Genomic DNA, 19,538 nt, shown 5'->3' on the forward strand with positions numbered 1-19,538 from the left:
GCTAGTGTTATCTGCAAAAAATATTTTTTCGTATCGACAAATTGTGAGTTAATATTTTACTTCTTCTCCCTATTACCTACCAAGCAAACGCTTACTTTATTCATAACCTTTACATCTCTAGTTCTTTTCGTTCAGTTTTCTTTATATTGTCTTGAGGAGCAGAAATAACATAGGCTATCTAGCAAATTGACGGAGTGCTGTCTTATCTCATACTATGGAGTAAGCGTAAATTGCATTTATAACTATGCTCACATTAAAAGGAGGTCCATTCGTGGATATTATTTCAGCGATTATTATGGGTATTATTGAAGGCTTGACTGAGTTCTTGCCTGTATCCAGTACCGGGCATATGATTTTGACCAGTTATCTACTGGGACTCGATCAGAATGCAGAACAGGTCAAAACGTTTGAAATTGTGGTACAGCTAGGAGCCGTACTTGCTGTGGTTGTATTGTACTGGCGTAAGTTTATTGATATTTTGATGACGATTCCTGATCTATTTAACGGGCGGCTCAAAAGTAAAAATGGAATAGCTCCTCAACGTCGTTTGAACATTTTGCATATTATTTTGGCAATGTTACCGGCGGTTGTGGTTGGACTGGTGTTGCATGACTTCATTAAAGAACATCTTTTTGGGCCTATGACGGTAGTCTACAGCCTTGTTGTCGGTGGTTTGCTGATGATCTATGCCGAATGGCGTAAAGGTCGCTCAGCGGGTAATATGACGGTTGATGATATTACATACAAGCAGGCGTTTGGTGTAGGATTGTTCCAGTGTCTTGCTCTATGGCCAGGATTCTCTCGTTCAGGTTCTACGATCTCTGGTGGACTGTTACTTGGAATATCCCATACAGCCGCTGCTGAATTTACATTCCTTGTGTCTGTACCTGTTATGTTTGGAGCGACAGGACTGGATCTTGTCAAAAGTGCTCAGTATCTAAGTATGGATGACTTTGGATTTTTTGCTGCTGGATTTATCGCTGCTTTCCTTGTAGCTCTTGTAGCAATCAAAACATTCTTAAATCTGCTTAAACGTCTTCCATTGTATGTATTTGCGTACTATCGTTTTGCACTTGCTATTATTTTCTTTATTTTGCTTACTCGCTAAACGAAAAACGTTGTCTGTCACAGAGCCTTGTTCTGATTCAATATTCGATATTCAGAGTTAATATATTTGTAATAATATGAATATATATAACTATAAATAATGGCGGCTTGCCGTCTTATTCAAATGGGAGATGCTACTTGGATACTTTACCCGCGCGAAGGCGAATGATGAGTGCTGTACTGATGAGTCTAATCATGCTGTTGTTCTGTATGCCATTTCAATCAGCTGATGAAGAAGATTACGACTTTGCCGTCACAACTGGAATCTATCCAGGTAAAATGACATATGGATCATCACGATATGCTAATAATGTAGATGGCGGTTGTAGGGTGCCGACATTACCACCAGTGATGACACTGGCTGCTTACTTTGCGATTCTGATTCGGTATGTGAATAGATCGTTCAGTCCCACTCATCTTCTCTCTTTTATCCCTCTCTTGCTCAAGCGCTTGTTGCTTGAAGCGCTCAAGTACCGGTCTAATTATATGGATACGGCTTCCGTACGACCTTAATCGTGTATAACACATCTGGTTATCGCCAGTGTGCATCATTTCAATTAATGGATCGCGGATGCTGACCACTATAGGATCGGCACGCATGAAGGGAGAGAGTTTGTTGTCTGACAGTATTAATATTGGACTTAATTTAACGTTATTTGTCATTTTAATTATCTTTACTGCTTTTTTTGTTGTGGTGGAGTTTGCAATTGTGAAAGTACGGGGTAGTCGGATCGATCAGCTTATCGCTGAAGGAAACAAAAATGCTCGTTATGCCAAAGAAGTCATTTCAAATCTGGACGGCTATTTATCAACCTGCCAATTAGGGATTACGATTACTGCATTAGGACTGGGTATGTTGGGAGAACCAACGGTTGAATATATGTTATCTCCTTTGTTCGCTAATGTAGGCGTACCTGCATCATTAAGTCATATTTTGTCTTATGCGATTGCATTGATTTTAGTTACTTATTTCCACGTAGTTGTTGGTGAATTAACACCGAAGACAGTTGCTTTGCGTAAAGCAGAATTAGTGACTTTGTATACTGCTCGTCCGATTATCTGGTTTAACCGCATTATGTATCCTTTTATTTTTATTTTAAATGGATCGGCTACCTTCTTAACCCGCTTGATTGGTCTACAACCTGCGAGTGAACATGAAGAAGCTCACTCGGAAGAAGAATTGCATATTATTTTGAATGAAAGCTATGAAAGTGGCAAAATCAATCAAAGTGAATATGGTTATGTCAGTCGTATTTTTGCTTTTGATGAAATGTTAGCGAAAGAATTAATGGTGCCTCGTACCGATATGGTGTGCTTATTTACCGAAAAGTCTCCTGAAGAAAACCGGATGATTATTCGTAAAGAGCAATATACCCGCTTCCCTGTTGCAGAAGGAAGCAAAGATAATATTATCGGGATGATCAATACGAAGCAATTCTTTCTAGCTGCTGAAGAGACACCAGATTTGAATGTGGCTCCTTTGATCCATCCGGTTATGTCTTTATCTGAGACTACACCTGTTAAGCATCTGCTCAAGCGCATGCAGCGTGAAGGCACTCATATTGCGATTCTGGTCGATGAATACGGTGGTACATCCGGGATGATCACGATCGAAGACATTTTGGAAGAAATCGTAGGCGAGATTCGTGATGAGTTCGATGCAGATGAAGAAGACGAAATTCAACAGATTGCTCCGAATCATCTTATTGTCGATGGTAAAGTATTTATCAATCGTGTAAACGATCTATTAGGTACCGATCTAGACGATGAAGAGTTGGATACGATCAGCGGTTGGTTATACGGTCAACGTCCGGATCTAGCGATTGGAGCTACGTATGAATTCGAGGATCTAACATTCAAAGTGTTACGTCGTAGTGCGCGTCGTTATCGCAAGCTGGAGATTGTCAAAAAAGTAGTCGAAACCGATGAAAATGAAGAGATTGAATCATAAGTGAGTTCATCTAGATAGTGAAGATCAGATGATTGGCTAAAAACATGAAAACCGCTTTTTCCTCAAAAGGAGAAGCGGTTTTTTTGTGGATTGATATGGGTGGCTACTGCAAATAATGATGATCTACAAACGACTACAACCTATTCCCGATCAACATATTAGGTTGTTCTCCACGCATTAACTGACCCCAATGTTGGTACACTTGATACGCTTTGCCACTTTCAAGTATCGATTTGGCGGTATAAACGCCTTCTTCGATTGAACCTGTTTTGCCTGTCAAAGCAAGCCGGTACGCACTATTAAGTAAGACTTGATTGGTAAACGCAAGATCGGCTTGTCCGCGTAACACCTGCTCGGTCACTTCAATCTGCGTAGACGCTGTCCACGACATTTCCGGTAAAGAGATATCCAATCCATAGACTTCCGGGTCTATAATCTCCATATGAGCTTCACCGCGCTCTACCCGATATGTACGTGTAGGACGATCGATAAATAAATCTTCTGATCCTTCTGCTCCCTGAATAATCGCTGCTCGCTGATAATCCAATCGTTGTAACACTTTAGAAATCCGTTCAAAAAACGTATTATGGAACACGCCATACACCAGATAAGGAGAATGACTATAATTCATTAGTTTTTCAGCGCTATTCAGTATCGTACGCACACCTATTTCTTCACGCAATGTACGCAAAGCACCTAATGGTGGACACCACTGCTCTGCCGCTACAAATAATAATCCTGTTTCCTGAGCAGCATATAAAGATTGATCTCTAGTTAGATGCTCGGTATTGACGCCCATTTCGCGCAACAATAGTGGTAACGTCACACCCCATTTAGGAGGCAAAGGTTCACTACCATGCAAGGTGACTTTCTGCCCTGTCGCTGCCAAAACAAATGAAGTTGCAAAGCTCGCTATAAATGAAGCTGTCCGTCCATCATAAGGAGCAGCACAATCCAGACTATTGATAGAGGAAGTACGTAACGCATATTTACGGCAGATATCGACAAAAGCATGCATCTCTTCTATATTTTCCATCTTCATTCGTTCTGCCATAAAAAAAGCACCGATCTGTACGTCAGAAGCTTCTCGATTCAAAATCAGTTCGCCTACAGCTAGCGCTTCATCATACGTAAGATCTCTGGAACCTCTTTTGCCTCGACCTACTTCTTTCAGTATGTCTGTCATGTTCACGTCAGGTTCCTCCTTTGACTATTAAGATTGTAACAACTGATGTGCTTTGACAATAGCTGTAGCGACATCAACCAGGCGTTTACGATCATTCATCGCTTTTTTACGTAAAATATCATAGGCTTCCGCTTCTGATATTTTTTTCATATCTGCTAAAATACCTTTCGCCATATCGATCCATTTGCGATCTTCCAAACGGGATACTAATTGCTGACGCTCACTATGCCATTGTTGCCGTTCTACACATAATTTGGCTGCAAAATGAAGTGCCCAGTGAAGTTCTTGCTCTTTCATTGTGGGTGTCAAAATCCCATCTATCGCACTTTCCATTTCACAAGCTTGTACAGAAGAAGTAGCTGTATACGGGCTACACCACCACAACATCGGGATACTACGTGAATGCGTAAGTATGTGCTCTAATGCTGTAATCTCTTCTATCGGTAGATCAAGCACTACAGCATCGGCTTTGGTTAACAAAGGTTTGACATCATCAGCCCCAACTGAAATCGACGCCTGATACCCGTTATCTTCCAGCAAAGTCTCAGGTAACACAACAGACTCTAACTGATCCGGACCACAGATGATATTCTCCATACGGATAATCAGTAAAGAACGCATTGAGAGGTACTCCCTCCTCATAGACTTAATACTTACAATGAAATATATAATAGAAAATATCACATGAACAACTAGATTTAAAAGTGGATAAGCAGATTTTAGCTCTTTTTTAAGACAATCAAGATAATCGAGGGTGTTTTGATATTTATCATGTAAACATAATTAACTTCTAATTTCAAATAAAATTTTTATGTTATTTATATTGACATGTAATTATACATCTTTTATAGTTGGTTTATCGAAAAACACATATGATCAATTATCGCATCATCAACATATTATCTATCTGTTAGCGAAATGATAACTAGATACAATGGAGTATCTACTTTATAGACGGCAATGAAGCCTGTCTCAACTCTATATCAGAGCACCAAGCGTCTGGCACGCTTATCTCTGGTTGGAATGAGACAGGCTTTTTATATGTAGATCGAGATTATAGGAGGAGAGATCATCATGACAACAACCAAAAAATTAGTATTAATCGGAAATGGAATGGCAGGCGTATGGACGATAGAACATTTACTGAAGCTCGCACCACATGCATATGAGATTACTATTTTTGGAGCAGAACCTCATCCTAACTATAATCGTATCTTATTATCGACTGTGCTTGCTGGTGGAGCTTCGATCAATGACATCATTATTAATGATCATGATTGGTATCGTGATAATCATATTACGCTGTACACCGGTGATCCTGTTATTCGTATTGATGCTGATCAGCGTCAGGTCATCTCTGCTTCTGGCTTACATGTAGACTATGATGAAGTGATTATTGCAACCGGTTCGCGCGCCTTTATCCCGCCTATTCCAGGTTCAGACAAAGACGGTGTGATCGGTTTTCGAGATATTAAAGACTGCGAGACGATGATAGCAACGGCTCAGACGCATCGCAAAGCGGCAGTGATCGGTGGTGGACTATTAGGGCTTGAAGCAGCTCGCGGACTATTAAACCTCGGTATGGATGTTACTGTAATTCATATCAATGAACATTTGATGGATCGTCAGCTTGATCTTCCAGCAGGTCTGATGCTACAAGAGCAGTTAGAAGCACAGGGTATGAAGTTCCTACTTGGCAAGCGTACAGTGGAATTAACAGGCAAGCGCAGAGTGACAGGGCTTCGATTCACTGATGGAGAATCGTTAGACGCTGATCTTGTCGTAATGGCAGTAGGGATTCGTCCTAATATCGATGTTGCTCAGTCCTCAGGACTAACAATCAATCGGGGAATCGTGGTTGATGATCATTTACACACCAATATCCCTCATATTTCAGCTGTAGGCGAATGTGCAGAACATCGAGGGATTGGATACGGGCTAGTGGCTCCACTATATGAACAAGGGGCTGTGCTTGCTAAGCGTCTTGCAGGACTGGACACTGCCGGATATGAAGGCTCAGTCACTTCAACCAAACTTAAAGTAGCAGGTGTAGATGTATTTTCAGCAGGGCAATTTGCAGATACTCCACAGACCAAGTCTTTACGGATGCAAGATGATATCGATAGCATTTACAAAAAATTAGTGATTCAAGATGGGAAATTGATCGGAGCGGTATTGTTTGGAGATACGTCGGAAGGCAGTTCATTGTTTTCACTGATCAAAAGTGGCGAGTCGATTGTTGGACGTGAAAAAGAATTATTGACCGGCTATGCTGGTGGTGCGACAGCCGTTTCTCCACTACAACGATTAGAAAGTATGGCAGATGATGAGATTGTCTGTGGTTGTAATGGTGTGAGCAAAGCGGCAATTGGCGATGCAGTACTTCAACAAGGCTGTCATACGATGGGTTCGCTCAAAGCTTGCACCAAAGCATCTGCATCATGCGGAGGTTGTGCTCCACTGGTCGAAGGATTGCTTCAACTATATGCTGGAGATTCCGCTCAAGTGACTGTCAAAGAAGGCATGTGTGGATGTACTTCTCTACAACGCGATGAGATTGTAGAACAGATCAAAACGATGGGTCTCAAAACTGTCAAAGAAGTGATGAATGTACTGGAATGGCGCGAACCTGAAGGTTGTTCCAAATGCCGTCCTGCCCTCAATTATTATCTAGGCATGCTGTTCCCGGCTGAATATGAAGATGAAAAAGAATCCCGTTTCACCAATGAACGTTATCACGCTAATATTCAAAAAGACGGCACCTATTCAGTGGTTCCCCGTATCTATGGCGGAGTCACCTCCCCTGCTGATCTCAAAAAAATCGCCAATGTGGCTGAAAAATATAATGTCCCACTCGTCAAATTTACCGGCGGGCAACGATTGGATCTACTCGGGATTCGAAAAGAAGACTTGCCTAAAATCTGGGAAGAATTAGATATGCCTTCCGGTCATGCTTATGGCAAAACGTTACGTACCGTCAAAACATGTGTCGGCAATACATTTTGTCGCTTCGGTACACAGGATGCAATGGCGATGGGAATCAAAATGGAAAAAGCGTATGAACGCTTAACCGGCCCTGCCAAAATTAAACTGGCTGTGTCTGGATGTCCCCGTAACTGTGCAGAAGCAACGATCAAAGATTTGGGGTTAGTCGCTATTGATGGCGGTTGGGAACTGCATGTAGGAGGCAATGGTGGGGTCAAAGTACGTGCGGCTGAACTGCTTTGTACGGTCAAAACAGAAGAAGAAGTGATGGAATGGTCTAGTGCGTATTTACAATATTATCGTGAACATGCTCGCTTTAATGAACGCACCGCAGCATGGATCGAACGTGTAGGCTTAGATCATGTGAAAGAAGCGCTTGCTGATCAACAAACTCGCTTGGAACTGGTAAGCCGTATTGAAGAAACGCTTAGTTACACTTCTGATCCATGGAAAGAAATTATCGCCAAAGATGAATTACGCAAAAACTTTGAACCGCTACACCAAGCACCATTAACCGGATCGACCACATCTATCTATTAAGGGGGAACTGCGATGACGATGACTAAATTACATGTAGGGCATATTCAAGATATCGATAAAAAAGGATCACGTACATTTCTATTAGGCGAGACTGAGATTGCTCTATTCCATCTGAGCGATGGTAGTATTCATGCAGTCGAAAATAGTTGCCCCCACAAAAAAGGGAGATTATCGGAAGGAATGGTGTGCGGAACAGCGATTCATTGCCCTTTACATGATTGGAAAATAGATTTGCGGAGTGGAAAAGTACAAGATCCTGATGAAGGCTGTGTGCATACGTACAACACCGAAGTTGATCCTGCGAGTGGAGCGATCTATATCACATTTTAAGCAAAGGAGTGGTGAAGATGAATAGAGCATATGGTACAGTCAGCATTATTGGTGCAGGTCCGGGTGATCCTGAATTGATTACGGTCAAAGCATTACGGCGGATTCAGCAAGCCGATGTGATTATGTATGATCGTCTGGTGAATGATGAGTTGTTAACGTATGCCCGTCCAGATGCACAAAGACTATTTTGCGGTAAAGCACCTGGATTGCATCATATGAATCAAGCCACTATTAATCGCACACTTCTCTCTTATGCCGTAGCAGGTCATACCGTTGTTCGGCTCAAAGGCGGCGACCCCCTTGTTTTTGGACGGGGTGCAGAAGAAGCTTTATTTCTAGCAGAACATCATATTGCTTACGAAATAGTACCGGGTATCACGTCAGCAATCGGAACGGCTGCCAGTGCTTCTATTCCACTGACTCATCGCGGTGTAGCGACATCTTTTGCTTGTATTACCGTATGCCGGGCTAATCCAGCGATTGAGCCAGCAACTATCGAAGCAGTATCTTCTTCAGCACCAGCGATCTCGCCTGCTCCTGTGAGGTGGGATCTACTCGCACATAGTGTAGATACTCTGGCGATCTATATGGGTGTCAGTCAGTTGGACGAAATCTGTAGTCAATTGATTCTGTGTGGTAAATCTTCTGTAACCCCTGTCGCTCTGATCGAAAATGGCACAACCGAAGCCGAACGGGTATTTACTGGTACACTGGCTGATATCACTCAGATAGCGACAACCGCTCATATTAGTAATCCAGCGATGATTATTATCGGTGAAGTGGTTCATATCCGGGAACAATTAATACAGATGAAGCATCAAGCTCACCAAATGATCGGATAATGCTCGTCTATATGTACAGCAATTGTTGGTAATCCGGCAAATTTTCCAATATTGCGATCACGTACATACAGACACCTCTTGAATAGGTATAATCGTATGATCTATTTGCACCCTCTTCAATAGATTCTATACGTATAGATACAAATCTAAAAAAGCCCTTTCCCTTCATATAGAGGAGAAACGGCTTTTTTGGTATCACTATTTTTAACAATTATGATTTTTAGTATGTCATATAGAGATCGTTTTAAAAATGATCTATTTTTGGTCTGAATTATTTATTTGATCTCGAGTAACTCCTGTTAATAAAGGTACTACTTCTCCTTTATTCACATCTATTAGACCATAATCCGTAATTTTGAGTGCAGGGCTAACGGGTAACGAATGCGTACTGATCGACATAATCGGATTGTAATGCTTATATCCTAACTCGCGCATAGCTGTAACCAGTTGATCGACAGCAATTGCTGTTTCTTCCAGAGGGGCTTCTGTTAAGATACCGCCTACAGGTAAGTGCAGTGAAGCAATCACTTTGCCGTCTAACACAACACAGAAGCCGCCTTGCTTGCTAATGACTTCATTCGCTGCTATTGCCATATCTTGTGGATTACGACCGACAACAAGTAAATTATGATTGTCATGTGAATACGTTGTCGCTATCGCACCACGTGTAATCGTATCTCCACCGATCAGCCCATACGCATGATTGCCATTTTTTCCATACCGTTCAAATGTAGCAATCAATCCATACCCACTCTGTTCCCACATCAACTGCTGATTACGCACACTTACATCGGTAAGACGTTCTTCGGTAAATGTTGATCCGTCTTTGACCATCATGACCCGACATTCATACAGACTGTCACTGTGAGGAACTGGAACTTGAAAATGTTGTTCGTTCAGCAATTCTAACTTCACACTGTTATAAAAGTGCGACGGAAATTGCGGTTCGGAAGAAGGCTGTACATACGGCTGATCTTGCTGATACACACATAATCCTTTTTTATACACTTCATCAATCTGGAACTGCTCGATATCTGATAGTAAAACAAAATCCGCTAACTTACCGGGTGCTATAGCTCCACGATCACTCATCTTCATCCGTTTTGCAGGTGTAAAAGTAGCCGCATAGATCGCCGCTTCAGGTGTCATACCCATCTGAATCGCTTTACGAACGATATAATCGAGATGCCCACGCCACGCTAGACTATCTGTCATTACATCATCGGTCACAAAGCAGAAATGCTCTGCTACATCGTGAGTGATCATATAATCGATAATTTCCGGTGTCATCGATTTCTCTTGCAGTTCAATAAACATCCCTGCTGCTATACGTTCTGTCATCCCTTCTATACTCTGGTGGGTATGATCAGAATCGATGCCTGCTGTGATCAATTGATGAAGATCCAGATCAAGTAACTTAGGCGTATGCCCTTCAATAACAAGATGCGGATAATGAGTCTTCATATGGCGTAAAATCTGATTGGTTTTACATTCAGGATCACGTATCACATCGACATAGTTCATAATTTCACCGAGACAAATAATAGACTCGGTGCGCATCAACTCGTCAATATCCGCAATCTCGATAGAACCGCCTGTTGTTTCAAGCGGTGTTGCGGGTACAGAGCTAGGAATACTGTACATCATATCGCATATCACTTCTTGACTGGCGGCGATCATTTCTTTGACCCCTTCAAGCCCGAATACATTGGCCATCTCGTGCGGTTCCGGTACGATCGTGGTGACTCCGCGACGTAAAATACCGTGAGAGAATGTCGCTGGCGTGACCATCGAACTTTCAATATGCAAATGAATATCGATCAGCCCGGGAATCATATACCGTCTATGACCTTCGATCACTTGTGTAGCTACAAAACGATCACTGCTTTGCTGACCGATATATAAAAATTGTTCGCCCTTAACAGCTACATCGCCTGTACGAAATTCTTTGTAGTAACTATTGTACACTTGCACATTTGTGATCAGCAGATCAACAGCGATTGGAACTAATGTAGATGTGTTAGCTTCATGACTGCGGGTCGTGGATGTATTTACGCTACTCATTGTCCCACCATCACAATCTTATCCGCTGGAAAAGTAATCATCACCTGTTGACCGGGTGCGATCGGGATATCCATTTCTTGATTCACTGTAAATGCTCCTAACGCTGTCTGTACTTCAAATTGATAACTACGTCCTAGATACGTACTGACTTTGACTGTGCCCGGTACTTGATTAGACAAAGACTTTTGCAGATCAGTCAATTCATCTAACCGAGTAATGCGTAAGTCTTCCGGACGAATTGCGCCTTTGTATGTCTCAGCTGTCGATTGCCCTGCTTGTAACTGCACAGCAAATCCATAATCGCCAATCGTCCACTCTAATCCTGTATTTCCTTGACGTGTACCATCAAAAACCAAAAAGTTATTAAACCCGATAAAACGAGCTACATATTCTGTTTTGGGATATTGATAAATATCTGTTGGTGCGCCTAATTGCTCGATTTTACCAGCGTTCATAATCGCTACTTGATCCGAGATCGAAAAACATTCTTCCTGATCATGAGACACATAGACCGCAGTCATGCCTAATTCTTGTTGTAAACGACGAATCTCCACACGCATCGTTACTCTTAGATTGGCATCCAGATTACTTAATGGCTCATCGAATAACAGCAGGTCAGGCTCAATCACAAGTGCACGCGCAATCGCTACACGTTGACGTTGTCCACCGGATAATTCTTGCGGGAACCGCTTTTCAAAGCCATTTAGACTCACAATATCAAGCATTCGCAATACTTTTTCTTTAACCTGTGCTTCTTTCACTTTGCGTAAACGTAAGCCGAACGCTACATTATCATAGACCGACAAATGTGGAAATAACGCATAACTTTGAAATACAAATCCAAAATTGCGTTTGTTGACTGGCAGATTCGTATAATCTCGCCCGTCGAACATAAATTTGCCACCTTTAGCCTCTAAAAAGCCTGCAATCAGACGCAAAGTGGTTGTTTTGCCACAGCCGCTTGGTCCGAGTAATGAAAGTAATTTACCTTCTTCTAATTTGAGATCGAAATTCTCCAAAATCAGGTGGTTATCATACGCCACCGATACCTGTTCTAAGCTGAGTAATGTCATCGTCGTATGCCTCCCCTTATCGTTTGGTAAAGTAAGCCAGCCCACCCATGAGACGTTCAATCACGAACATCAACAGACCGGTTAATATCATTAACACGACCGAAATCGCAGCTATTGTTGGATCGAAATAATTCTGTACATACGTCAACATCTGGATCGGTAATGTACTAATTCCCGGCCCTGTCATAAATACCGAGATATCGACATTATTGAATGACTCCAGAAAAGCGATTAATACCGCCGCCATAATGCCTGAGCGTATATTCGGTAACACCACTCTGAAAAATGCTTGTAATCGTCCTGCGCCAAGACTGACTGCCGCTTCTTCAATAGAGAAGTCAAAGTTCGATAGGCTGGAACCAATCACTCGAATAATAAACGGCAACATGATCACTGTATGTCCAACCAATAGACCGGTATAAATCGGTAAATGGTACATGACTAATACATATTTGAGCATCGTAAAACCAAGTACAATCCCTGGAATCAGTACCGGTGATAAAAAGATGGCATTCAGCAAATCACGTCCGCGAAAATGATATCGACTTAGTGCATATGCCGCTGGCACACCGAGAATCAAAGCAAGCAGATTCCCTAGTAACGAGATCACAATCGATGTGACAAACGTCTTCGGAAACATATCGACTGCCCATATATTTTGATACCATTTGAGTGAAAATCCATCCGGTGGGAATTTCAATACCGTACCCGGCCCGAATGAGGTGACCGAGATGATCACCAGTGGTCCTAGCAGAAAAATAAAGACTAACGTACTAAATATCGCCAGCCCGTAATGTTTTTCTTTCATCTTCGTCTCACCCCTTCGGATTCAATTTGGTGGCTACTTTGTTCATCAATCCTACAACAACCAGTGTAATCACAATCATAATCGTCGCAATCACAGAAGCTAGATACCAATCATTCAATGTCATCGCATTCTGATACAGGAATGTAGAGATTACCCGTTCCTTACCTCCAAGCAAGGCTGGCGTTGTATATGCAGTTAGACTACCGACAAATACAAGTACACTTCCGATAATCAGACCCGGAATCGTGAGCGGGAATAATACTTTACGCAACGCGGTAAACCGAGAAGCGCCCAGACTTTCTGCCGCACGAATCAGTTCACTATCTACATTTTCCATCACACCGACAAGCGTAATAATGATCAATGGTAGAAATAGATGTACCAGTCCGATAATCATCGCTGTTGGTGTATACAAAATTTCGATCGGCTTATCGACAATACCTGTAGCGACTAGAGCATTATTCACCAGACCTTTACGTCCTAGAATAATCATCCAGCTAAACGAGCGCACCACAGGGCTAGTGAGTAGTGGAAAAATAGATAAGGCTAGCAAAATCCCTTTTTTCCGCGTACCCAAGCGAGAAATATAGTAAGCCACCGGATAACCCAGAGCGATACAGATCACTGTTGTAAATACACTGACTCGTAGTGTAGTCAGTAGAATCCGATTGAAATACGCATCTCTGAAAAAGTACAGATACCCTTCCAAAGTCGGTTTGCCTTCTTGCACAAACGTTGAGCCAATCGTCAATATAATCGGGATCAGCATAAATACGGTAAGGAACAGCAGCCCGGGTAGGAGCAGCCAGTACATCTTATTGATTTTCATAGGTGGGATACGCTCCTATCTGAGCAGAATTAAGGTGGTTCTTTGGGACAGCGTAATTGGTGTTACTTTTAAAGATATTTTTACAAGATTAATTTTGAAAGATAGAGATGATTAGCTAGTTGAGATTAGAGTTGCTCTAGTGAATCTCGCTGCGAAAACAGGATATTCTTTTCACTACAATATTATTTTAAGGAAATTTGCTCTGCATTTTCGATCAGTTCTATTTCTACACTTGCTACAGGTTGAGTTGCTTTGAGATTACTCAGGGATTCCAAAAAGATTTTGAAAAAGGCGATATGGTTGACCTTTAGAGCGACTTGGACGTTGGGTTGTTTGCCCAAACGATTTTGAAAATCGCATACGGTTTGTCCGTCGCATAGGTCGCTGTTGGTTTCGATATCGACATGGTATAACGTGGTACTGATTACACCGGGATACAGAGCGGCGGCTACTGCAAGTGGGTCGTGCATTGCGCATGCTTTGACTCCATTGCGTTGTTCGTAGCGCTCCATATAAGCGGATGTGCTCTGACCTACATATACTGCGATTTCAGGTTGAGCGGTTCGGTTGAGTGCGCCGAGATGGTTGTTGTTTAGCAATACTTTGCGTGTCACGTCTAATGGTACAAGTACTAGATTGGCAAAGCCTGCGTTTAGGACTTGCTTGGCGGCTTCAGGATCGACGTACATATTGTATTCAGCCGTTGGTGTGATATTGCCGTATTCATTGACGGCGCCACCCATAATAACGATTTCTTTGACGTTAGCGACAATCTCTGGTTGTTGTTGAATCGCTAATGCGACATTGGTCAGTGGTGCGGTGAGAATCAATGTGATCTCACCGGGATGGTTCATAATTTGCTCAATCATAAATTCGTGAGCGGCTTGAGGTTGAACCTGTTGCTCCACCTTCATTTCGGTTAATGCGCCACCGATGCCATCATTGCCATGAACCGAATGTTCGAATCTCGGCTTCCGTACTAACGGAGTATCTGCTCCTGCAAAAACAGGGATATCCGTACGATCAATCAACTGTAGAATTTTGAATGTATTCGTCGTCGCCTGTTGCATCGATACATTACCGTTAACCGTCGTAATGCCTAGAATGTCACAACTGCCGCTACCGACAGCTAGCATGATACCGAGCGCATCATCGATTCCTGTATCTACATCCATAATGACTTTCCGTTGCACTAGACTCAAAGTACATCCTCCTTCAATCTTCAAAATGTGGTTATAACGGTAGTACTTTCCTTGAGCTTAACCCCCGATTTCACGGTTCCAACGATCTGTCCATGCTGGCATATTTTTATTAACAAATTCCATATCTAACTTACGTAGATTTTCAATAATATCTGCACCGTACGTAATTCCTTGCGCTTCTTCGTCTGTCAGTACCACATCTTTATTTACAGGAGAATCAACTTTGGCTTTTGCCGATTTCTCTTGTACGTCTTTGCTCAATTGCCAGTCGATAAATTCTTCAGCCAGCTCTTTGTTATCGCTACCTTTAACGATATTCACTGTATTGATGACTGCATAAGCCCCTTCAGATGGAGTGACGAACTTCGCACCCGGTACAGCAGCTTGAATATCTTTGAAATACATTTCCATAATCGGGCCACCTGCAATCTCTTCTTGTCCGATCATATTCACGTATTCTGAGGTTTGGCTATAGTATTTGACCACACTCGGGTCTAAAGCTTTCAGTTGTGTAAATGCTGCATCTTCGTTGAATTCTTTATTACCTGCTACGCGCGAAGCGGCATCGATCATCATCGGACCTGCGGTTGCTGTAATCGCTGGCATCGTTACATTATTAGCAAATTCCGGTTTCCATAGATCGCTCCATGATGTTACTTCACCACTAACCAAAGCTGGATTGTATGCAATACCGAGCTGAGCTACCGTATAAGCAGGGCCATATTTTTCGCCATTGGGAGCTTTGGCAATATCATAAATGTGATCTAAATTCGTCAATTTGGTACGATCAATCGGTTCGAGTAAATTATCGTCTATCGCTTGTTGTGCATAATAATCCGAGAGGTAGATCAGATCCACATTGGTACTGCCCTGACGAATTTTGTTTAACCGCTCTGCATTGTTGCCTGTTTCGAGTACGATTTTGACATTATGTTCTTTTTCAAACGGTTGGAAAACTGATTCTTGTAGAAAATCTTCCGAAAATCCCCATGTCGAGATAACCAGTTCTTTTTGTCCATCTGCGCTGCCACCTGTACTTGCATTACCGTTTTGATCAATCGTTGTTCCACAACCTGCAAGCCCTACACCTGCTAATGTTAATGCCAGTAATCCACTCATCCACTTTTTACTCATGTTTGGTTTCCCCTCTCAAATGGTTGATTCTGAATAACAATGTTGCAACAATTACTTATAAACAAACAAAAAAGAAAAGTATCCTTGTAAGAACAAGAACACTTTTCTTCGATAAACAAAGCAAAGCGGTACCCGTTACAAACTGATCTGTATCCGGTCACCTTTTAAGATAGATCAAAAAAGGAAATCCGCCAGTCAGGTTGGCGTGTCAGTTGAAACCAGCTTGCGTTATTGATTCTCCGCCAGTACCACATTGGTAAAAGCCCATTGAGTAGACGCATCATAATCGCGCAATATAGCTTCAATATTCAATTGCAATTCTTGTTCTAACTTTTCACGAAATTTACGCTTATAGACGGTCGATAAACGAAAATCGACTTCCTGCTTGAGTGCTGGATCTTCGCCTTCAAGTGCAGCCGACCGTGGAGAACGTCGGTGTCTGGCTTGAAACGTAATAATATGATCTTCGACCGAAACTCGTAACAAAGTGGTTCCATAGCCAAATAGTTCTTTGGATACTTCGTTATATAACTGTGCCATTTTCTTTTTGGACTCATTGTGATCTAGAAGATTCATCTTATCACCTTCACTGGTAAATGTCGTACATTGAGTTCGTCCGACCTCGTTATTATACATAAATTAATAGAATGGAGCAACATAATTACGACTTTTAAAATAAATATTGTTCTATAAGCGAACATTGCGTGTAAGTATATTCCAAATCGTCCGTTTTATCGGGACTCGATTTCTGCTCGTTTACCTGTCTCATGCCACCACTGTGCATATATGCCGCCAATCGCATCAAATATCTGGGTCTGCTCATTTTTCCATTCCTGAATCAGATCATCATCATAGGTTAAAAAAGACGTTTTGTTATCGACTTTGTATTTGCGCAATAACCGAATATGAGTCACCAGTTCTATCGTATAGGCTAATATCCAGTACAGCATTGCTTCTTCATCATAGATCATTTTGGTAAAAACCGTTTGACCCCGTTCATACATTTTCAATCGATATCCGGTAGCCGTTAGCTCTACAAAAGGAGCAAAATCATCTAAAAAAGATTGTACAAATGGATTGGTGATATAGTCGCGATACTCTTCTTCCTGTAATGAAGTACGTTGTAATAACGAATGTAATTGTTCTATATATTGCGCTTCTGTTTTCATAAGCAAGCTCCTTGATGTTCTATACTAATGAATCCATAAACTTGCCAGGATCATCACTAAAATCTGACCATGTACCCAAAGCGGTATATGTTAAATGCTCTTCATCATAGCAACCGATGACTTTTTTAGTCGGATTCCAGACGATACATAGATCTGAATACAAACTGATCTCTGCGGACAATCGTAGATAGCGCTGTCGCCCTACTTTCATTTCTACTGTATCCAGTAAAGACAACAATTCAATCTGCTGTGTTTGCTGGTCAGAATCTTCCCACTGCAATACCCGCTCGTCTGTATTTAAAAATTCGATTAATGTTTTAGGAAGTTTGTAACTTTGCAAAGTATATAATTTATTTTGCTCATTATGAAATGCAGCAGGCTCTAGACTTTTTAACAGTTGTGCTAAGTACTCATTTTTATTGATAACCGCTATAGTGTATGGACGTTCTCCATTTTTTTCGGCTATTGTGACATCTGCTCCACGCTGAATCAAATACTCTACCATTTCTACATTTTCATTACGGGTAGCTACAGTAAGCGGAGTCGCATGATACGGATAGACCATGTCTGGCTTATTGTAATTGATATCTACTCCATGATCTAGTAAGAAATCGATCGTTTGTAGATCATGATTCGTCACTGCTTTACGCAAAACAGACCCTCCATATTTTTGGATATCTAATCCCAATTCATAGATCAGCGCTATATTCTTTTTTTTGCCAAAATAAGCGGTATCATAAGCACTGGATTGGACTCGATTCAATCGATTGATCTGCGCACCATGCTCATATAAGTATCGAATCAGCGGTTCTTCTCCGTATCGTACAGCTAACAAAAAAGCAGGATTGTCTTTGGCATTCAAATTCACACCATGCTTCACTAACCAATGCACTACTTTATCGTGTTCTAACGTTATTGCCATATCTAATGGAGTAATCGTAGTATATTCACTCAAAACAAACGGTTCTTCAATATCCCAACCTTCTATAAATGATTGCTCTAAAGCAGCTATATCCTTATTGTATATATGTAAAGCAATCGGTGGCAATTGGGCAAACTTCCCGACATTTGCAATCACGTACATAAAAACACCTCCTGAATAATCATGATTGTATGATTTATTTTCGCTCTATTTGATCTATCCTACACCTTTTCTGGATATCGTCAAAAATCCGTCTGTCGTTGACCTAGTATATAGGTTTGGACAGACGGATCATATACTGTTTTTATTTATTTGATCTGAATATAAGTTTCTTTCTATACGGAATAACTACTTTATAGATCGGTTGTATTAATAACGAGCCGGTGCTGATTTTTTCGCAAGTTCTATCATATAATCAAAAAAGGCAGTCGGATTCGTATCATATACAAAATTCACCGGACGACCATCGGCTTGTTCTACCGTTCTACCTTGTGATGGACCATCTGGAATCACAACACAATTGACTACTTTTTTCTGTACAATATCTGGACGACCAATCGACAATGTGGTTAATACATCCCAGAAATAATACGTTGAATTGTTCTCCATATGTACAAGCGGTGGACAACAAGCATAACAGTTACCTAAGAAATCGACACCTTCATAACGACGGTCTGTTGACCAGCGTTTACGGATATTTAAGTCTAAAGGCACTTTAATGGTACTTTCTAAAGCAACCAGATCGATCACGATCTTACTTTGCCATACCCGATGTGCCGCTTCAGGATCCCAGAATACATTCCATTCTGCACTTCCATCATGTTCAGGCTCATCGACATTCCCATGTGCAAATCCGCCACCCATCCAGACTAATTTTTCAATTTTGTCTTCGATCTCTGGAGCTTCATCAAGCGCACGAGCTAGATCGGTAAGAGGGCCGGTAAATAGCAATGTTGTTTTTCCTTCTGTTTGTAACAATTGCTGAATCATATGACGGTGAGCTGGTAATTCAGCCAGTGGTGCTTCCATTTTCCCGGATTCATTTAGAATAGGTAACGCATCTACATAAAATGTATGCATCCGCCATGCCGCTGGAAAAGGATTTTTACCGCGTGAATTGGAACGAGCTACTTCTGGCGCATATGTGCCAAAACGATCAATAATTTTGCGACTAGCTGCTGCACCAGGTTCCAAATATCCGTCTGCTGGAATAACCGATACCCCTGTTAATTTTACATTTTCCATCTGCAATAACATAAATAGAGATACTAGATCATCGACTCCAGCATCATGGTTAAAATAAACCGATTGAACTTGTGACATGATTGCTTGTTCCCCCTGTAATGCATCTGTATATCACGATGCTTGAATTTCACGTTCTCTCTATTCATATCAT

18 protein-coding genes are annotated in these 19,538 nt (G+C 41.6%); 6 read left to right on the plus strand and 12 right to left on the minus strand.

Annotated elements, in window-relative coordinates; all coding sequences use genetic code 11:
* The first annotated feature begins 271 nt into the window (after positions 1-271).
* The 3 genes from bacA to PQ456_RS20760 all read left to right on the plus strand — a co-directional run bounded on the left by bacA (position 272) and on the right by PQ456_RS20760 (position 3,058).
* Positions 272-1,108: an undecaprenyl-diphosphate phosphatase gene (gene bacA / locus PQ456_RS20750; protein ID WP_273613910.1), complete on the plus strand. Its 837-nt coding sequence runs from the start codon at positions 272-274 to the stop codon at positions 1,106-1,108.
* 137 nt (positions 1,109-1,245) lie between these two features.
* The gene (locus PQ456_RS20755) at positions 1,246-1,620 is read left to right on the plus strand and encodes a hypothetical protein (protein ID WP_273613911.1); all 375 of its coding nucleotides are present in this window, start codon (positions 1,246-1,248) and stop codon (positions 1,618-1,620) included.
* A gap of 103 nt (positions 1,621-1,723) precedes the next feature.
* Positions 1,724-3,058, plus strand: coding sequence for a hemolysin family protein (locus PQ456_RS20760; protein WP_420540625.1), 1,335 nt, complete (start codon positions 1,724-1,726; stop codon positions 3,056-3,058).
* 133 nt (positions 3,059-3,191) lie between these two features.
* Here the strand turns inward: PQ456_RS20760 and PQ456_RS20765 are convergent, their stop codons facing one another.
* Together PQ456_RS20765 and PQ456_RS20770 are read right to left on the minus strand one after the other, a co-directional pair.
* The gene (locus PQ456_RS20765) at positions 3,192-4,250 is read right to left on the minus strand and encodes an anthranilate phosphoribosyltransferase (protein WP_420540626.1); all 1,059 of its coding nucleotides are present in this window, start codon (positions 4,248-4,250) and stop codon (positions 3,192-3,194) included.
* Between the two features lie 21 nt (positions 4,251-4,271).
* A complete protein-coding gene (locus tag PQ456_RS20770; RefSeq protein WP_273613913.1) occupies positions 4,272-4,865 on the minus strand; it encodes an ANTAR domain-containing response regulator in 594 nt (197 codons plus the stop codon).
* Positions 4,866-5,318: 453 nt separating this feature from the next.
* Between PQ456_RS20770 and nirB the strand changes: the two genes are divergently transcribed.
* Genes nirB through cobA form a run of 3 tightly spaced genes read left to right on the plus strand, consistent with a single transcriptional unit; the run spans position 5,319 to position 8,941 of the window.
* Complete coding sequence (nirB, locus tag PQ456_RS20775) at positions 5,319-7,769, plus strand: nitrite reductase large subunit NirB (RefSeq protein ID WP_273613914.1); 2,451 nt, start codon at positions 5,319-5,321, stop codon at positions 7,767-7,769.
* An 18-nt stretch (positions 7,770-7,787) separates the two neighbouring features.
* A complete protein-coding gene (gene nirD, locus PQ456_RS20780) occupies positions 7,788-8,099 on the plus strand; it encodes a nitrite reductase small subunit NirD (protein ID WP_273616373.1) in 312 nt (103 codons plus the stop codon).
* A gap of 17 nt (positions 8,100-8,116) precedes the next feature.
* Positions 8,117-8,941 carry a uroporphyrinogen-III C-methyltransferase gene (gene cobA, locus PQ456_RS20785; RefSeq protein ID WP_273613915.1) on the plus strand — a complete coding sequence of 275 codons (825 nt, stop codon included), beginning with the start codon at positions 8,117-8,119 and terminating at the stop codon, positions 8,939-8,941.
* A gap of 255 nt (positions 8,942-9,196) precedes the next feature.
* Here the strand turns inward: cobA and PQ456_RS20790 are convergent, their stop codons facing one another.
* From PQ456_RS20790 to PQ456_RS20835, 10 genes are all read right to left on the minus strand, one after another.
* Positions 9,197-10,942, minus strand: a complete 1,746-nt coding sequence (locus PQ456_RS20790) for an adenine deaminase (protein WP_273616374.1) — start codon at positions 10,940-10,942, stop codon at positions 9,197-9,199.
* A gap of 59 nt (positions 10,943-11,001) precedes the next feature.
* Entirely contained in the window at positions 11,002-12,078 is a 1,077-nt protein-coding gene (locus PQ456_RS20795; RefSeq protein ID WP_273613916.1) for an ABC transporter ATP-binding protein, read from the minus strand.
* A 16-nt stretch (positions 12,079-12,094) separates the two neighbouring features.
* Positions 12,095-12,886, minus strand: coding sequence for an ABC transporter permease (locus PQ456_RS20800; protein ID WP_273613917.1), 792 nt, complete (start codon positions 12,884-12,886; stop codon positions 12,095-12,097).
* Between the two features lie 7 nt (positions 12,887-12,893).
* Positions 12,894-13,715, minus strand: a complete 822-nt coding sequence (locus PQ456_RS20805; protein ID WP_273613918.1) for an ABC transporter permease — start codon at positions 13,713-13,715, stop codon at positions 12,894-12,896.
* A 182-nt stretch (positions 13,716-13,897) separates the two neighbouring features.
* Entirely contained in the window at positions 13,898-14,890 is a 993-nt protein-coding gene (locus PQ456_RS20810; protein ID WP_273616375.1) for a nucleoside hydrolase, read from the minus strand.
* An 84-nt stretch (positions 14,891-14,974) separates the two neighbouring features.
* Positions 14,975-16,051 (minus strand): ABC transporter substrate-binding protein, encoded by a 1,077-nt coding sequence (locus tag PQ456_RS20815; protein WP_273613919.1) that lies wholly within the window; start codon positions 16,049-16,051, stop codon positions 14,975-14,977.
* A gap of 228 nt (positions 16,052-16,279) precedes the next feature.
* The gene (locus tag PQ456_RS20820) at positions 16,280-16,627 is read right to left on the minus strand and encodes a DUF2294 domain-containing protein (protein ID WP_273613920.1); all 348 of its coding nucleotides are present in this window, start codon (positions 16,625-16,627) and stop codon (positions 16,280-16,282) included.
* Between the two features lie 155 nt (positions 16,628-16,782).
* Complete coding sequence (locus tag PQ456_RS20825; RefSeq protein WP_273613921.1) at positions 16,783-17,220, minus strand: Imm63 family immunity protein; 438 nt, start codon at positions 17,218-17,220, stop codon at positions 16,783-16,785.
* Between the two features lie 19 nt (positions 17,221-17,239).
* Positions 17,240-18,304 (minus strand): ankyrin repeat domain-containing protein, encoded by a 1,065-nt coding sequence (locus PQ456_RS20830; RefSeq protein WP_273613922.1) that lies wholly within the window; start codon positions 18,302-18,304, stop codon positions 17,240-17,242.
* A 207-nt stretch (positions 18,305-18,511) separates the two neighbouring features.
* Positions 18,512-19,465, minus strand: a complete 954-nt coding sequence (locus PQ456_RS20835; protein WP_273613923.1) for a nucleoside hydrolase — start codon at positions 19,463-19,465, stop codon at positions 18,512-18,514.
* Between the last annotated feature and the right edge of the window lie 73 nt (positions 19,466-19,538).

Origin of the sequence: Paenibacillus kyungheensis (assembly GCF_028606985.1) — a bacterium.
Taxonomy (GTDB): Bacteria; Bacillota; Bacilli; order Paenibacillales; family Paenibacillaceae; genus Saccharibacillus; species Saccharibacillus kyungheensis.

Coding starts and splice junctions, on each gene's coding strand:
- PQ456_RS20805 (WP_273613918.1), bottom strand. CDS start 13,715: ATGAAAATCAATAAGATGTACTGGCTGCTCCTACCCGGGCTGCTGTTC.
- PQ456_RS20820 (WP_273613920.1), bottom strand. CDS start 16,627: ATGAATCTTCTAGATCACAATGAGTCCAAAAAGAAAATGGCACAGTTA.
- PQ456_RS20800 (WP_273613917.1), bottom strand. CDS start 12,886: ATGAAAGAAAAACATTACGGGCTGGCGATATTTAGTACGTTAGTCTTT.
- PQ456_RS20810 (WP_273616375.1), bottom strand. CDS start 14,890: ATGGATGTAGATACAGGAATCGATGATGCGCTCGGTATCATGCTAGCT.
- nirB (WP_273613914.1), top strand. CDS start 5,319: ATGACAACAACCAAAAAATTAGTATTAATCGGAAATGGAATGGCAGGC.
- PQ456_RS20795 (WP_273613916.1), bottom strand. CDS start 12,078: ATGACATTACTCAGCTTAGAACAGGTATCGGTGGCGTATGATAACCAC.
- PQ456_RS20835 (WP_273613923.1), bottom strand. CDS start 19,465: ATGTCACAAGTTCAATCGGTTTATTTTAACCATGATGCTGGAGTCGAT.
- PQ456_RS20770 (WP_273613913.1), bottom strand. CDS start 4,865: ATGCGTTCTTTACTGATTATCCGTATGGAGAATATCATCTGTGGTCCG.
- PQ456_RS20825 (WP_273613921.1), bottom strand. CDS start 17,220: ATGAAAACAGAAGCGCAATATATAGAACAATTACATTCGTTATTACAA.
- PQ456_RS20815 (WP_273613919.1), bottom strand. CDS start 16,051: ATGAGTAAAAAGTGGATGAGTGGATTACTGGCATTAACATTAGCAGGT.
- cobA (WP_273613915.1), top strand. CDS start 8,117: ATGAATAGAGCATATGGTACAGTCAGCATTATTGGTGCAGGTCCGGGT.
- nirD (WP_273616373.1), top strand. CDS start 7,788: ATGACTAAATTACATGTAGGGCATATTCAAGATATCGATAAAAAAGGA.
- PQ456_RS20830 (WP_273613922.1), bottom strand. CDS start 18,304: ATGTACGTGATTGCAAATGTCGGGAAGTTTGCCCAATTGCCACCGATT.